This window comes from Frankia casuarinae (assembly GCF_000013345.1).
Classification (GTDB): Bacteria; Actinomycetota; Actinomycetes; order Frankiales; family Frankiaceae; genus Frankia; species Frankia casuarinae.
Window position 1 is genome coordinate 3,344,698 of sequence record NC_007777.1, and the last position, 16,105, is coordinate 3,360,802.

The 16,105-nt window shown below is 70.5% G+C and carries 10 protein-coding genes; 2 read left to right on the top strand and 8 right to left on the bottom strand.

Going from position 1 to position 16,105, the window contains the following annotated elements:
• Window positions 1-3 precede the first annotated feature (3 nt).
• Window positions 4-2,229 carry an McrB family protein gene (locus FRANCCI3_RS14275; protein ID WP_011437227.1) on the bottom strand — a complete coding sequence of 742 codons (2,226 nt, stop codon included), beginning with the start codon at window positions 2,227-2,229 and terminating at the stop codon, window positions 4-6.
• Window positions 2,230-2,769: 540 nt separating this feature from the next.
• Between FRANCCI3_RS14275 and FRANCCI3_RS14280 the strand changes: the two genes are divergently transcribed.
• On the top strand, window positions 2,770-4,014 hold the full coding sequence (locus tag FRANCCI3_RS14280) for a zeta toxin family protein (RefSeq protein WP_035958515.1): 1,245 nt from the start codon (window positions 2,770-2,772) through the stop codon (window positions 4,012-4,014).
• A 117-nt stretch (window positions 4,015-4,131) separates the two neighbouring features.
• Here the strand turns inward: FRANCCI3_RS14280 and FRANCCI3_RS14285 are convergent, their stop codons facing one another.
• From FRANCCI3_RS14285 to FRANCCI3_RS14295, 3 genes are all read right to left on the bottom strand, one after another.
• The gene (locus tag FRANCCI3_RS14285; RefSeq protein WP_011437229.1) at window positions 4,132-5,097 is read right to left on the bottom strand and encodes a DEAD/DEAH box helicase; all 966 of its coding nucleotides are present in this window, start codon (window positions 5,095-5,097) and stop codon (window positions 4,132-4,134) included.
• 361 nt (window positions 5,098-5,458) lie between these two features.
• Entirely contained in the window at window positions 5,459-6,796 is a 1,338-nt protein-coding gene (locus FRANCCI3_RS14290; RefSeq protein WP_011437230.1) for an ATP-dependent 6-phosphofructokinase, read from the bottom strand.
• A 512-nt stretch (window positions 6,797-7,308) separates the two neighbouring features.
• Complete coding sequence (locus tag FRANCCI3_RS14295; RefSeq protein WP_011437231.1) at window positions 7,309-7,689, bottom strand: hypothetical protein; 381 nt, start codon at window positions 7,687-7,689, stop codon at window positions 7,309-7,311.
• 396 nt (window positions 7,690-8,085) lie between these two features.
• Here FRANCCI3_RS14295 and FRANCCI3_RS14300 point away from each other — a divergent pair, with 396 nt between their 5' ends.
• On the top strand, window positions 8,086-12,657 hold the full coding sequence (locus FRANCCI3_RS14300; RefSeq protein ID WP_011437232.1) for an AAA domain-containing protein: 4,572 nt from the start codon (window positions 8,086-8,088) through the stop codon (window positions 12,655-12,657).
• A gap of 1 nt (window position 12,658) precedes the next feature.
• Here FRANCCI3_RS14300 and FRANCCI3_RS14305 read toward each other — a convergent pair whose 3' ends face one another.
• The 4 genes from FRANCCI3_RS14305 to FRANCCI3_RS14320 all read right to left on the bottom strand — a co-directional run bounded on the left by FRANCCI3_RS14305 (window position 12,659) and on the right by FRANCCI3_RS14320 (window position 15,968).
• On the bottom strand, window positions 12,659-13,936 hold the full coding sequence (locus tag FRANCCI3_RS14305; RefSeq protein ID WP_011437233.1) for a hypothetical protein: 1,278 nt from the start codon (window positions 13,934-13,936) through the stop codon (window positions 12,659-12,661).
• A 606-nt stretch (window positions 13,937-14,542) separates the two neighbouring features.
• Complete coding sequence (locus FRANCCI3_RS14310) at window positions 14,543-14,860, bottom strand: antibiotic biosynthesis monooxygenase family protein (protein WP_049761094.1); 318 nt, start codon at window positions 14,858-14,860, stop codon at window positions 14,543-14,545.
• A 29-nt stretch (window positions 14,861-14,889) separates the two neighbouring features.
• Window positions 14,890-15,231: an antibiotic biosynthesis monooxygenase family protein gene (locus FRANCCI3_RS14315; RefSeq protein ID WP_011437235.1), complete on the bottom strand. Its 342-nt coding sequence runs from the start codon at window positions 15,229-15,231 to the stop codon at window positions 14,890-14,892.
• Entirely contained in the window at window positions 15,231-15,968 is a 738-nt protein-coding gene (locus FRANCCI3_RS14320; RefSeq protein ID WP_011437236.1) for an SDR family NAD(P)-dependent oxidoreductase, read from the bottom strand. The genes FRANCCI3_RS14315 and FRANCCI3_RS14320 overlap by 1 nt, the downstream gene beginning before the upstream one ends.
• Window positions 15,969-16,105 lie beyond the last annotated feature (137 nt).

Sequence of the window (16,105 nt, forward strand, 5' to 3'; positions counted from 1 at the left end):
GCATCAGCCTGCCGCGGGGCCGGGGATGGTGTTCGCGGGGACTCCGGCGGCCGGAACCACCGCGGCCGGAACCACCGCGGCCAGGCCGAGGGACTGCCGCAGCGCCGGTAGGCCGTACCGGGCCGCGAGATCGATGGTCTCGCCGACGTGGTGTTCGGCCAGCAGCGGCAGGATCTGATGTTCCCACACCCGGTCGAGGCCGTCGGCACTCTGGTGGACGCGGTCGCGCATCAGATAGGACGGGCCGATGCGGGCGTCCGGGTCGTCGATGCGGCGGTTCAGCTCGCCGAGCAGGCGGGCCGCCTCGTCGGGCAGGTCGCCTGCCGCAAGCCAGCGGCGCAGCACGGACGCGGTCGGTTCGACGTCCGGATGGAGCCCGACGAAGGTGAACCGCCGGCGCAGCGCCTGGTCGAAGGCGGCGATCGAACGGTCCGCGCTGTTCATCGTGCCGATGATGAACAGGTTCTTCGGTAGTTGGAAGTCGCGCGTGTCCGCGGAGGCGTACTGGGTGGTGACGGCCTCCCCGCGGTATTCCAGCAGAAAGTACAGCTCACCGAAAATCCTGGCCAGGTCACCCCGGTTGATCTCATCGATGATCAGGAAGAACGCCTGGCGGGGATTGAGCTCGGCGGCGGTGGCGAGCCGGCGCAGCGGACCGTCCACGAGCTCGAAGGACATCCGGTTGGTGGTGGCCGCGTCACCGTCGCCGCCCTTCACCTGCACCGGACGGAAACCCTGGAAGAAGTCCTCGTACATATAGGACGGATGGAACTGGACGAGGGTGACGTTCTCGCGCCGATCGTCGGCGAGATGCCAGGCCAAGCGCCGGGCGAGGTACGTCTTGCCGGTGCCGGGCGGGCCGTAGAAGATGAGCTGCGGCCGGTCCCGCAGAAGCTCGACGCACCTGCGCAACCAGTCCCGGCTGTAAAAGAGGCCGTCCGCGAACTCGTCCGTGACCTCGCGCAGATCGTCCCCGCCGAGGGCCTGGCCGGCGAGGGCCTGGCCGGCCAGGTCGGCGTCGGCGCTCTGGGGGGCGGCCCCCGTCGTCGCGATCGATGCCACCGGCGCGGGCGCGGGCACCAGGGCGTCGAGGTCGGCGACGAAATCGGAAAGATCGACGATGCGCGCTTCCGCGTTGCCGAGCAGGGCCGCCACCCGATCGGGTAGATCGAGGTAGTTCACCGGCTCGTCGGCGTTGCGCCAGTGGACCGGCCGTTGCAGGTCCGCGACGCCCCCGACGCTCGCGACGAACACCGGCGGTCCGAGGATCTCCCCGACGTAGTACTCGTCACGGTCGTTCACGACGACGAGGTCGTTCTCCCGCATCCGGCTCAGGAAGGCGTGGTACTCGCTGGTGAGCCGGCCGCGCCGGGCCGAGGTGAGCGAGGCGTGTTCGCGGTCGACCGCCCGGCGCACCTGCTCCCGGTCGACCCCGGGCCGCACCTCCAGCCGGTCACCGGGCAGGGAACAGACCTCGTCGGCCAGCCAGAGATCCCGCGCCAGCGAACGGCCACGCCGGTCCGCGCCGCGCACCAGCCAGGCCCGGCGAGGGATCCGCTCCGGCGCGATGGACTCGACGAGCATGCGGAGGTCGTCGAGCGGCAGCCGCAGCTCGCCGGCAGCCCGCCCCGCCGTCAGGTCGCCGACCTCGACCTCGAACCAGTCCAGCCAGTCGCGATACTCGTCCTCGGTGAAGAGGGCCTCGCGCGGCGGCCGGCCCGCCGGGTCGAGTACGCGCGACCAGCCCTCGGGGCGGAAGCCGCACAGATGGCGGACGAGGCCATCGACCGTCAGATCGGCCACCGTCGAGAGATCCGTGACGCTGACCCAGGTCTGTTCGGGCAGCACCGCGAGGACGTCGTCCACCAGGCCAAGGCTGCTCCGGTGTTCCCGCCAGTAAGTGTTGTGCTCCGTGACATCACGCCACCACGCGGCCTCGTCCGGGGACGCCCGCAACGCATCCCGGCCGATTCCGGTAGCCTGCCACCGGCGGTTGCTCTCACTCAGATGACCGGCCCTGGCCAGGTAGACAGCGCCCCGCAGGACGAGTTTCCTTGCGACGGCGCTCCGCGGGTCGTCACCTGATCCGCGCCGCCATCCGGGATCGGCGCCAGCATCGGACGCACGCATCCGCATCCACAGCTCGTCCGGAGACGCCTCGCCGACCTCCGCCAAGATCCGCATAACCCGGTACAGCAGCCCGCCGATGATCTCTAGCTGATCCGCCATGCACCCGCCCCCGAGACGATCCACCCGCAGGATCTGATCGGGAGCAATTATTCATCAGGTCATCAGACAACGACGAAGCACTCATAGCGAACGAAACTTCCACTACCCAGAGTGATCATTCTGGTGAGCCAGCCAGGCCGTCCGGAGAGGTATCGAGCCGTCCGTTTCCCGCTGTCGCCGTCCACACGCCTCACGCACCGAACGCCCGTCGCCCCCGGCAGGCCTGCCGGCAACCGAAGATCGATGCTGCCGTGAGCAGGCACACAGGCCGGCAGGAGCGTCCTCACCGCGAGCATGAAGGCGCGCGAACCGATCTGTTTCGCGCGGCGCCGGCTCACGTGGACCGCGGAGAAATACGCCCCCCGATCGCCGGAGGTGATTACAGGCGGCAATCCCGCCCGGCTCGCTTCTCCGCGCCGGGATGCCGTACAAGTGCCAGGCGCTTCTGAATACGATACCGTTGGCCCGGTCACGAGAATGGCTCTCTTCTGCCCCGGGAGCGTCCATGGCTGTTCGCCGGTCTCCGGCCAGGTTACCGCGGTGACTCCGGCCGAGTTCCGTGGCCTCGAAACCGCCCCGGAACGACCCGACGCAGGCGGTGGGCCGGTCCCGGAGCAGTCTCGGGTCACCGAGATCGACAGAAAGCTCGACCTGCTGGACCGCGCCGCCTCCCCGGGCGACTCACCCGAGCCCCGCCATCAGGAGCGACCGGCCGGCCGGGATGCTCCCAGCCGGAACACCTCCAGCATCGACGCCAAGCTGGACCTTCTCGACAGGGCGGCGCTCGCCCGTTCCGGCGGCGGCGCGGCTACGCCGGCGGACACCACCGGCGACCGGCCGTCCGAGGTCCGCCCGCCCACCGAGCCCGGGAACAGCGACCGGGCTCGGACCGAGGCCAAGCTGGCGCTGTTGGAGGACGCGGCCCGCCGCTACCGCCCCGAGCCCCCGGACGCGCCCGCCCCCGGTCGGGAGCGCTGGGCCGTCCGCGAGGCACCGCGGACTCTGCCGGACGACCATCCGCTCCTCACCCCGACGGACACCATCAACACCCCCGAACGCGCCGCCCTCCGGGAGAATCTGGTGAAGGAGGTGATCGGCGATGCCAAGCCGCCGGAGCAGGGCAGCCCCACCCTCGACCTCATGGGCGGCGGCGGAGCCTCCGGCAAGGGCTTCGTGCTGGAGTACCTCAAGGACGAAGGCCAAGTACCCACCGAGAACGTAGTCCATCTTGATCCCGACGAGATCAAGAAAATGATCCCCGAGTTCGACGAGATCATGGGTGCAGGAGACTCGCGCGCGGCTGAGGTGGTCCATGAAGAGAGCAGCTCACTCGCGAAGGGAGTCCTTCAACAGGCCATGGACCGCCGCCTCAATATCATCTACGATAGCACCCTCGGCAACCCGGAGAAGACCGCCAAGCTGATCGATGACGCGCATGCGAAGGGATACGAGGTTCGCCTATTCGGGGTGAGTGCCGATCCGGAGCTCGCGGTCACGCGCGCCGCGGACCGCGCCGCAAAGTCCGGCCGCTATGTTCCCGTTGACCACCAGCTTGCGGCACACCGTGGATTCTCCCAGGGCTTCGAAGGTTATGCCGAGAAGGCCGATAAAGTACGTCTTTATGACACCAACTCTGAACCCCGACAGATCGCCCGCAAGAGGGCGGGCGAAATTTTGACAATTCTCGACCAAGGATCGTACGATAAATTTCAAAATAAAATAAACATTAATCCAGAAGCCATGGGGCCGACATCACTGTACACCGATCGAGGCGAAAACCAATAATTTTCACTTCGACGACCAGCTACCCGCACAATCCGAATATCAGACAGATGGTTTCACGAGAAAAAGGAGCATAGCATGGAAGGCAAGGAAACCGACGAGGAGTTCGACGCTCGTCGTTCACAGAAGTTCGATGAGGGGATGGACCGACTCCAAACCTTCGACCCAGATAAATGGGAGGCCGTCAAGAAGCGGATGCGCGAGAAGGAAGAAGAGGAGACCAAGCGCATCTTCGGCGACAAGAAGCCCACTCTGTATGTCGATCGCTATACCGACCTGTGAGGCTTCGCGGCTGATCCCGGCGGCCCACAGAACCCGTCGGTATCGGGTGAAGTCAGATCGGCGCTGAGATCGTACGCAGAGATCCGGGGACGCGGCTACCAGAGGGCGTGCTGGTCGCCGGGAGGTGGCTCCGTGCCTTGTGCGCGCCGAAGGCTGCGAGGGTGGCCGGGTGAGGATATACTCGAGCATCACGTAGTTCGTCAGCAGGATGTCGGGACGCCGATCCAGGATCCGCTGCCGGGACTCGGCCAAGTCCTGCCCGGTGTACCGGTCGAAGGTGACCGACCGGCCATCCACGGGTATTCCCCATTCGAGATACTTCTTCAACTCGTGGAGCTGGCTGTTCGCCAGCGCGTTCATGGGGTAGACCACGATCGCCGAGATGCGGTTCGGGCGGGGGTCACGGAGGACGGAATCCACGACCGGCACGATGTAGGAAAGGCTTTTACCGGATCCCGTGCCGGTGGTGAGCACATAGCTGCTGCCGTCCCGGGCCGCCTCGATGGCTTCCCGTTGGTGCCGATACAGCGTCAGCGACCGCCCGCCGGGATCGCCGGAATCCCTCTTGACCCGGAAGAATCTGCCGCAGTCGGGGTGCAGCAGACCTGTGCCGACCAGTTCGTCGACCGTGCCGCCGGAGGCGAACGCAGGGTTGAGCGAGATCCACGGGTCAGGCCAGCGGACCTTCGCCGCCCGCTCCCGCTCGAGATAATCTTTGATCTTCTCGTCGCGAACCTCGACGAGGGAGTCGGTGAAGGCCGCATAGTCCTCGATCAGGCTCCGATGAGTCTCGAAGACCTCCACGTACTCCCTGCCCTCCTACCCACCAGGTCCGAACAGTGTCCGGCCAGCACATCCAGGTCGGGCGCGGCGGGCCGGGTGCGTCTGTCGTCGTACCCTACGGTGATCGGCGCCCGTCGTCCGGCATGACGGACCGGCTTCTGCTTCTGGTGGATCCGCCGCCTGACCCGGCCCGACCCGGCCTGACCCGGCCCGACCTGATCGCGGCACACCGTGGGCTGTTCCGGTGGGTGTCTGTCCAGAGGCCCCGAGCCCGATTCGTCCTTGTGGACACGCACGGCCACACCGGGAATCTTGCCTATCCAGAGGCTTCGACGTCCCTTTTATCCCTCTGGAAAGGCAAGAGAGGGGGCTGGCTACTCGGCTATTCGAAGCGGGGGGGCTGGCCGGTCGCTTCGAGGACGGACATCCACAGATCGCCGGCCGGGTCGACCTGGTTGCGCTGGCTGATCGCGAGCGGGATCGGGATGTGGATGAACCGCCGCCGCCAGCGGCCGACGACCATCTCCGTGCGGCCGGACATCGCGGCGTGCACGGCCGCGTGGGCGAGCCGGATCGTGTAGACGCTGTCGTACGGGTTCGCCGGCACGCTGCGGATCACGTAGCTGGGATCGATGTACTTCAGGTTGAGCTCGATGCCCTCGGCGTCGAAGTACTCCTTGATCCGGCGGGAGAGCTCCGGGCCGATGTCGTGCAGCTTGCGGTTCCCGGACGCGTCGGTGCTCTCCGGCTGGCCGACGACAAGCTCCTGGCCGGCACCCTCGGCGACGACGACGACGGCGTGGCCGCGCTCGGCCACCCGGCGACGCACGTAGTTCAGCAGACCGCCGTCGCCCTCCAGCTTGAACGGCAACTCCGGGATGAGCACCACGTCCGCGTTACTCTTCGCCAGCGTCGCGTAGCAGGCGATGAATCCCGAGTGGCGGCCCATGAGCCGGACCACGCCGAGCCCGCCGGGCGCGGACGTCGCCTCGGCGTGCGCGACCCGGATGGACTCCGCGGCCTTGCCGAAGGCCGTCTGGAAGCCGAAGCTCTGGTCGATGTAGGGGATGTCATTGTCGATCGTCTTCGGGATGCCGACCACGGCGATCTTCTCCCCGCGCGTCTCGGCCTCCCGGGCGATCTGCCCGGCCCCGCGCAGGGTGCCGTCACCGCCGATGACGAACAGGATGTTGATGTTCATCCGGGAGAGGCAGTCGACGATCTCGGCGGGATCCTGCTGGCCGCGGGAACTGCCGAGGATCGTCCCGCCGTCCTCGTCGATGTTGGCGACGCTCTCCGGGGTGAGATCGACGACGTCGTGGCCGTAGCGGGCGATGAAGCCCTGGTACCCGTTGCGGAATCCGAAGATCCGCCGAACCCGGTAGTGCGAGGTCAGCTCCAGCACCAGACCGCGGATCACGTTGTTCAACCCGGGACAGAGCCCACCGCAGGTGACGATGCCCACCCGGGTCTTCGACGGGTCGAAGTAGATCTTCCGGCGCGGCCCGGCCGGCTCGAATCCGGGCAGGTCATCGAGCGCGACACCACGCGAGGAGATCATCAGGGCGGTGTCGTCGTAGAGGACCTTGTCCGACTCATCGATGTAATGCTGCGTCGTCGGCCGCTCCCCCAGCAGCGGCAGGAGCGGGGAGTCAATCCGGCAGACCCCCAGGGTCTTGACCGCCAGATCGGCATTATCCACCAGTATTGGTGCACCCACCGTTACCCGGCCCTCACGTCTCGATCGGCGCTACATCAGTCTCGGTGACTTCGCTTCATACTTACCTGGACCAGAGGAGCACGGACACCCCCGATCATCCTAGGTTTCTCCACCCCGAGAGTACCGACCCAAACCACCCACCACGACCCCGTCGACGGGATAACCCGCAACCTGCGGACGGAAACAATGGCTTCATAGGCGCGAAACCGGCGTAACAACCTGCCAACCCCGTCCCGACCTGTCCCGGGCGGACACCTCCGGGCGATGCGGGCAGGCGATGCGGGCAGACCGTCCGAGCCGGATAACCCAGGCCAGACCAGGCCAGGCCAGACCAGATCCGGATCCGGAAGCCCCGCGACGTCGGCGGCCGCGAAGTCCGGTAGACGGTCAGCTCATGCAGTGACCACCATCGCGCGGCGGCCGAATTTGGGGGAGCCCGTCACGGTCCAGGGACCGCAAACTGTGCTCAGGTCCCCCAGATTCGCCGGCCGGCAGCCGGCAGGTCACCGCGCTCAGGACAACCCGGCCCGGTGCGCGCGCCGCCAGAAGGCTCCCCCACCGAGCAACAGCACCGCCAGTACGGCAAGGACGCTGATCTGCCCACCGGTATAGGAAAGCGAGTTCCCGCGGCCCCCCGTCCCGGTCCTGTCCGGGGCGGGGGGCCGAGGCGCACCCGTGCCGGCGGACGCTCCGGGGTCTCCATCACCACCACGGCCGTGGTCCCCATCACCAGCACGGAGCGAGACCTGGTCCGGCGCCTCGTCGATGGAACGCGAGCTTTCCGCCACGGAACGCGACGGGCCGTCCGCGGGGCGCGAAGCCGCGACCGGAACCGCGGCCAGCACAAGCAGCATGCTCGTGAGCACGGCGGCACCGCCGGAACGCAATCCCATGGTGGTTCTCCCCCAGCAGCCCGACTTGGCGCAGCCCGACCGGACGACGTCGGACCAGACGACGTCGGACGGTACCGATGGTCACTATGCGTGTCCAGGAGACGACAGGATCGACACGCCGACAGTTCACCACCCCACGTGCGTCCCCGGTAGTGGATCAGGCGTCGGCCGCCTCGTCCGGCGTAGGTGCGGCCACGGACGGAACCGCGCCGCGCGTCCCCGGGCGGCGGTCCGGGCGGCGGTCCGGGCGGCGGTCCGAGCGGCGGTCCGAGCGGGACAGGCCGGAAGCCGGCGATTGTGTCGGAGACAGGTCGTAAGGTCGATCAGGCGAAGGCGCGGGCGGCAGGTGGCGTCGCGCCGCCGCGCCCTGACCCAGCCCGCCAGCCGAGGAGCCCGATGTCCGCTCGTGATCAGGTCCGTGGCCGGTCGCTTCGGCTCCTGGACTACCTGGCCGCGCTCGCCGCCGAACGGCGCGGTGCCCCCCGTCGCCAGCTCGCCGAGTACGTCCCCGCTCCGCTCCTTCCGGCTGACGTCCCGTCCCATCCGGGGGTCCGGCTCGGCCCGACAACGCAGCGGGAGAGCTGGCTGGAGGTCGCCCGGGTACCCCAGCCGGCCGCGCCGAGCTGGCCACCCCCGCTCGACCGCTACCTGGCCGGGACGGTGGTGAGCCCGGACGCCCCACCCACCATCCCCGCCCATCTCCTGGACGCGGAGGCCGTCGAGCAGACCGGGGAGCGCGAGCCTCCCGGTGTCCCGGGCGAGGAGCGGGACGCTCCGCCGGGCGCCGTCGCACTGCTCGACGCCTGGGTGCGTCAGGTGTGGCGGCCGTGGGCGCCCGAGGCACGCGCCGCCCGCGACGCGCGCGCCCTCTACCAGCGCCTGTTCGACCTGCGCCTGCGGCTGCAGCGCGAGGCCGCGACCGTGGAGCTGGCCTGGGGGCACTCGGTGCTGTGCTGGCGGGTCGGCGACGCGACGATCATCCATCCGCTGCTCGTCACCCGCATGGTGCTGACGGTCGATCCGGACTCCGGGGTCATCCGGCTGCATCCCGACGGTCCGGTGAGCCTGGAGACCGAGCCCCTGCACGGCCTCGGCCTCCCCGGTCTGGACGAGATGTCGGCCCTGCGCGACCGGCTGCGGACGGCGCCGGCCGATCCGTGGGACGCCCCGGCCCAGGCCGAGCTGCACCGCCAGATCCTCGCGCCGCTCGGGCTGGACGCCCGCGCGACCACCGGTCCGGTGCCCCCGCCGGGGCCGAGCCCCGTCCTGGTCGACACCTGGGCGGTGTACGTGCGGCCGCGGCCGGCCCTGCAGGCGCAGTTCTACGCGGAGCTGCGGACCGCCCTCGCCGAACGGGACCTGCTCCCCGAGGCCATCGCCGCCGTGGTCGCCGACGACAGGCTCGTCGCCGCCGCGCTCGGCGGGGACGATCGGGCCGACGGCACCCTCCCCGAGGGTGCCCACGCCGATCGAGGCCGTGGCCGGCGCGGTCACGACGGCTCCCCCGCGGGGCTCGGTGAACGCCTGCTGATGCCGCTGCCGACGAACGCCGACCAGGAGCGGATCGCCCGGCAGCTCGCGGGCGCCCGCGGAGTCACCGTGCAAGGGCCGCCCGGCACCGGTAAGAGCCACACCATCGCGAACATGATCTGCCACCTCGTGGCGCATGGGCAGCGGGTGCTCGTCACCGCGCAGGACGAACAGGCCCTCGCGGTGCTGCGCGACAAGATCCCGCGGGAGCTGCGCGACCTGACCGTCGCCGTGCTCGGGTCGAGCCGGGCCGACCTCGACGAACTGCGCGCCGCCATCGTGGAGATCTCCGGGGCGGTCAGCGAGGTCGACCCGGCGCGGGAGACCGCGGCCGTGAAGGCCCTCGCCGAGGAGCTGGACGCCGCCCGCGCCACCGCCCGCGCCCTCGAACTGCGGATGATCGACCTGCTGGCCGGCGAGGCGCGGGAGTTCGAGCTGCCGCACGGGCGGGAACGCGCGCCGGAGGTGGCGAGCTGGCTGGCCGAGCGCGCGGAGGAGCTCGGGTTCGTTCCCGACCGGCTCGACCCCACCCGCGCGCTTCCGCTCGGCCCGGCCGAGCTCGCCGAGCTCTACCGGACCGCGCGCGAGATCACCCCCGCCGACGCCCGGGCCGCCGCGGGCAATCTGCCGGGCGACCTGCCGGACGGCGCGTCGCTGCCGGGCGCGGTCGCCCTCGGCCGGCTGCACGACGAACTCGACGAGATCCGCGCCGGGCTCGCCGACCTCGAACAGGCCGGCCTGTCCGTCGACGCGCTCGACGCGCTCGACGTCGACGGTGCCGACGGTGCCGACGGCGTCCGTGCCCTGGTCGAGGACACCCGGGCCGCCGCCGACCGGCTGCGCCGGCTGTCGGTCGGCTGGCTCACCACCGCCCGGGCGCAGTGCGCGGCGTCGGGTGAGCAGGCCAGGTTCTGGGCCGACCAGGCCACGGCCCTCGCCGCCGAGGTCGCCGAGCTGCGCCGTCTGACCACCCTCACCTTCGGCCGTTCCATCGAGCTGCCCGCCGGTGACCCGCGGGTCCAGCTGAGGCTGCTCGCCGACCTGCGGGGCCGCTTCGCCGCCGGCCGGGGGATCCCCCGCCTCGGCGGACGGGAGCTGCGGGACCTGCACGACGCGGTGCGCGTCGATGGGCTGGCCGCGCGCACGGGGGAGGACGTGGCAATCGTCGAGGCAGAGGTGCGCCGCCGTCAGACGCTGGCAGCCGCCGCCGCCCGTCAGGCCGCGATCGCCGCCGCCCTCGGCGGTGAGGCCATCGAGCCCGCGGCACCCGACGTCCTCACCCGGCTCGACGCGGTCGCCGGCGGCCTCGCCGACGCCGTCGACTGGGAACGCCGGGCGGCACCGGAGCTGTCCGCCCGGCTGCGCGCTGTCTTCCCCGCCGGCCATCCCGCCGGCCATCCCACCGGCCATCCCGTCACGACGACGCCTTCCGACCCGGACACGCTTTCCCACCTCGCCGGCCTGCTTGCCACGGCGACCGGCCGACGGCGCGAGAAGGAGATCGCCGGCGCGCTCGCCGAGGTAGAACGGGCGCTCGCCGAGGGAGGCCGTAGCCCGCGGGCCGGCCGGGTGTGGGCCGACCTGCACGAGGCGCTGACCAGGCGGGACCTGGCGACATGGACGGCGCTGCTCGACGAGAGCGCCCGGCTGGCGGCGCTGCGCCCCGGCGTGGAACGCCGGGACCGGCTGGCGGCCCGGCTGCGCGCGGTCGCGCCGCTGTGGACCGACGCCATCCTCACCGGACAGGGTGACCCGTCGAGCTGCGGCGAGGCGGTGCGGGCCAGCGAGGCGTGGCGCTGGCGCCAGGCCCAGACCTGGCTCGACGACCTGCACTCCGACGGCGACCTCACCACGCTCGGCCGTCAGCTCGCCGACGCCTCGCGGCACGTGCGCGCCCTGGTGCTGGAGACTGCGCGTCGCTCCGCCCGGCTGGGCCTGGCGATCCGGCTCGGCGACTCCCAGCGCCGGGCGCTGACCGGCTGGGTACAGGCACTCGACCGGATCGGGAAGGGCACCGGGAAGTACGCCCCGCGGTGGCGCGCCGAGGCCCGGGCCCACATGCGGGCGGCGATGGGCGCCGTGCCGGTGTGGATCATGCCGACGCACCGGGTGATGGAGAGCTTCGACCCGGGCGCCGACGACCTGTTCGACGTGGTCATCGTGGACGAGTCCAGCCAGTGCGACCTGCTGGCCCTCGGCGTGCTGAGCCTGGCCCGCAAGGCTGTCGTCGTCGGCGACGACGCCCAGACGAGTCCGGAGGCCGTCGGCATCGAACGGGCCAAGGTTCATGCCCTGATCGACGCGCACCTGCCCGACGTCGCCCAGCGTTCGCTGCTCGACGTGGAGGCGAGTCTCTACGACACCGCGGCCCGGGTCTTCCCGCGCACCATCGTGCTCAAGGAGCACTTCCGCTGCCTGCCCGACATCATCGGCTTCTCCAACCGCTTCTACGACCAGCAGATCCTGCCGTTGCGGGAGGATCCGGAGCTCGCCCTCGGCGCGCCGCTGCGACCCGTCCGGGTCCCCCGGGGCGCCCGGTCGCAGACCCGCTTCGGCGACGCGAACCCAGCGGAGGCGCAGGCCCTCGTCGAGCGGGTCCTCGCCTGCTGCGCCGACCCGGCCTACGACGGGATGAGCATGGGCGTGGTCACCCTGCTCGGCGCCGGCCAGCCCCGCCTCATCGAACACACCCTAGTCGAACGGCTCGGGGAGCGCGAGTTCTCCCGCCGCGACCTGCGGGTCGGCGACCCGTACCAGTTCCAGGGCGACGAACGGGACGTCATCTTCATCTCCGTCGTCGCGGACGACAACCGCTCGGCCGCCACCCGCCGCCGCGACCAGCAACGAGTCAACGTGGCCGCGAGCCGCGCCCGCAACCAGATGTGGGTGTTCCACAGCGTCGACCCGGCCACGCTGCGCGACGACGATGTGCGGCGCCAGCTGATCGAGTACATGTACGCCGGGCAGACCGGACGGCTCGACGCGGATCTGGCCGATCGCTGCGAGAGCGAGTTCGAACGGGCCGTCCTGCGCGAGCTCCTCGCCCGCGGCTACCGGGTGCGCCCCCAGCATCCGGTCGGGCGCTACCGGATCGACCTGGTCGTCGAAGGGGTCGCCACCACGCGAGCCACCGCCGAGCAAGCCGTCACCGAAGGAGCCACCGCCGGGGGTGTGGGGCGCCGCGGCCCCCGCCTCGCGGTCGAATGCGACGGTGACCGTTTCCACGGGCCCGACCAGTGGGAGGCGGATCTGCGCCGCCAGCGGATCCTGGAACGGCTCGGCTGGACGTTCTTCCGGATCCGCGGCTCGGAGTTCTACCGGCATCCTCGGCCGACCCTGGAGGCGCTGGTGCGACGTCTCGACCAGCTCGGCATCCACCCGGTGCCGGTGCCAGCACCAGCACCAGCACCAGCCGGCTCGCCGACGGAAGGGCCCTGATCTATCCGTTGGCGGCCCGGGGTTTGGGGCCGGTGGCGCGCATGTTCACCAGTCTGCCGAGCAGGTCGAACCAGAAGGGGGCGCCGGCGGTGAGCGCGAAGCAGGCGATCGCGATGCCGGCGATTTTCAGGAGCCACCCCTCGACGGAGTCGGGAACCTCCCGTGGGTCGTCGCGGCCCGCGGAGTTGTGGACCCAGCCGATCGGGAAGGCGAGCCCCGAGGCCTCGCGCACCGTCTTGATCACCTGTTCCGTGGCGTCCCCCACCATGGGCTGGTCGGAGGTGAGGCGGGTGCCGGAGGCGGGATCCCCGGCGAAACTCCCGGCGGAGCTCCCGGCCGCCTCGCCGGATGAGCCCACCTCGGCCTGGGCCGCGGTCACGGCCGCCTGCCGCACGGTGCCGTCCTGCCAGAACGCCCGTGCGAGCCCGATCGCGTCGAGGTTGAACAGGACGGACAGCAGGACCGCGTAGCCGAGCAGGAAGACGGCGATGCGCCGCTTGTACCACCCGGACAGGCGATCCATCGCGTCGTCGTACCACCGGGCCAGCTCGATGACGACCTTCTCGCGGTCCCCGCCGGCCTGGACTATCGCTGTGGTCATCGCGGTCTTCGCCGGGGAGGGGGGCATCGCGGCGAGCCCGTCCTCCATCGTTCCCACGGCTCCGGCCCTGGTGGCGGCGACGAGCGCGGCGGCCACGACCCGCCCGGTGGGGTGATCCACAGGCATCGCGTCGTACAGGGCCTGGGCGGACCTCTCCCCGAGGGCATGCCGGGCACCGTCGTAGGCCCGCCGGTACGCGGCCCTGGCCTCGTCGGGGACGTGGTCAGGCAGGGTGTCCGGGCGGAGCTGGGACAGCAGGGCCCGGGCGGGCGGGTCGACCCGGTCCAGCAGCGCCCGAGCGAAGGCGGTGGACGGCAGGTAGGACGGCAACCGCAGTGTGTGCGCGCGGCGCACCGAGGCCCAGGTACCGGAAACCGGCGGATGGTCGTCCATGGCCGGCAGGGAGGTGTCGCGGCCAGTGGCACGCATGGCCCGAAGCGGCCCGTCTAACAGTTCGGCGACGAGGTCCGTCCGATCCGCGGGCGGGTCCGCCCCCGGATCGGACGGTTCGGCGGGCCGGTCACCGCCGAGCAGCCGTCGCAGCTCGGCCTCCAGCTGGCGCCCCCGGTAGCGGAACAGAGCGAGCACGGCCTCGTTGATCCGGGAGACTGCGAGGCTGAACGCGGCAAAGAGCAACGCGAGCCCGATCAGGACATCAAGAGCGGATGAGTCCGGCATAACCCCCCCGATTCCGAGCCCGGGGCACCCGCGCCACCGCCTTCACGGCCGAGGAGTACGCCCCGGGACTGTCCTGGGCAGACCGCGCATTTCTACACCTCGGCGCAGAACCGGCACTCAGCGGCATCATCGGACACCTGGTCGAAGCGGGCGAAGAGGACACCAGACGACCGGGCCGCCCCGCTTCGAACAGCGGGCCATGCTGGCAGGCCTGACCGGCCGGAGAGACCTGAGCCCGTCGGAGGAGCCGGTGGGGGCGATCCAGGAGATCTTGGCAGCCGGCGCCGCCGAACTAGAGGGTGTCGTCGCGAAACGACCCCGCCCTGTCAAAGAGGGCGGGGTCAAACGATCGTAGCGACGCTCCGATAGGATGATCGTCTTGGCGTCGAGAGACTGGATGGTGGATGGGCCGGCGGGATGACTCGTCCACGCCCACCATGATATCCGTAGATCATCCGAAAGACGTTCTTCGTGCTCCACGTGCGTCAGCCCCACCGCCCGTTCGGGCGGTGGGGCTGCCCCCGGCACAGCCGCGGCGGCGATCGGTCCCCGGCCACTGGAGCCCGGCTACCTGTCCCCGGGTAGCGGAGCCGGAGGACCCGCTGATCAGTCCGGGGGATCGTCGCCGAAGGGCCCGTCCGGGCCGTACGCGGCGATCTCGATGTCGATCATTGGAGGGCGCTGCGGATCCTGCAGGGGACGCAGCGGTGAGGTCGTCCCGCGGTGGTCCGCCCCCTGTTCCCACACGTTGAACTCGGCCATACTCGCCCAGACGCTGACCACCGCGAACCGGGACGGGTCCGCCGCCGACCGGTGCAGCGTGTTACCGAGCAGGCCAGGCGTGCCGACCAGCTTGGAGCTGATCTCGTGGTAAGCCCGCTCCACCGCGCCGGGATCGTCGGGCGGGTCGACCGCCCACAGCATGACCCGAACCTTCGCCGGACCGGCCACGGTCAGCTTCCCGCCGGAACGGTCAGGGAGGCCGCGCCGGCCAACTGGGCGACGACGGTACCGGTGACCATCGAGGCACTGGCGCGCAGCGGGTGCAGCGCCTTGCGGTGCACCAGGTGACGCTCGCTGTGCTCGAACTCGCGAAACTGCTCCTCGTCAACCCAGTCACTGACGATGTAGTACGTGCTCGGCTCCTCCTCCGAGCGGATCAGCCACTGCCCGAGGTTCGCCGGGTGCGAGGTGACCGCGTCGCCGATCCGCAGCCAGGTCTGCTCGAACTCGGCCTCCCGACCGGGGTGGATCCGCATTGTCAGCATGATCCGAAAAGGCGGGGTCGAGGTCATCAGATGCCTCCGTCCACGGCAAAGGTGGCGCCGTTGACGTAGGACGACACGTCGCTGGCCAGGAACAGGACGACCGCGGCGACCTCCTCGGCCGTCCCGATGCGTCCCAGCGGGATGCGGTTGGTGTAGGCCGCCTTGACGGCCGGGTCGATGCCCTCGGCATGGTGGGTCTCGATGACTCCCGGGGAGACCAGGTTCACCCGGATGCCGCGGACACCGAGCTCCTTGGACAGCGAGCGGGTCAGTCCGATCAGGCCGGTCTTCGCCGCGGTGTAGTGGGCCCGCAGCGGCAGACCGACCACCCCGGAGCCGGATCCGATATTGATCACCGAACCGGAGTCCCCCAGCAACGACAACGCGCCCTGCGTGACGAGGTGAGTGGCGGTGAGGTTGGTGGTCAGCACCTGCGTCCACTCGTCCAGGGGCAGCTGCGCGTAGGGGATGTGGCTGATCGTGCCGACGTTGTTCACGACGATGTCGAGGCCGCCCAGGTGGGTGCCGGTGGCCTCGACGAGCTCGGTGATCTGGCCCGGATCGGCGACGTCGGCCTGGACGAGCAGATGGTCGCCGCCGGTGTCCTTGAGCTCGCGGCGCAGGCTCTCGGCCTCCTCGGTCTGGCGCTGGTGGCCGGCAACGACCGTCGCTCCGGCTCGGGCGAGGCCGAGCACCACGGCCCGTCCGATGCCGCGGGTACCGCCGGTAACCAGGGCGCGTCGCCCGGCCAGGTCTGGGAACATCGCTGACTGTCTCCTGTGTCAAGGTGTCGGCTGGTGAGGTTCGGCTGGTGAGGTTCGGCTGGTGAGGTTCGGCTGGTGAGGTTCGGCTGGTGAGGTTCGGCTGGTGAGGTTCGGCTGGTGAGGTTCGGCTGGTGAGG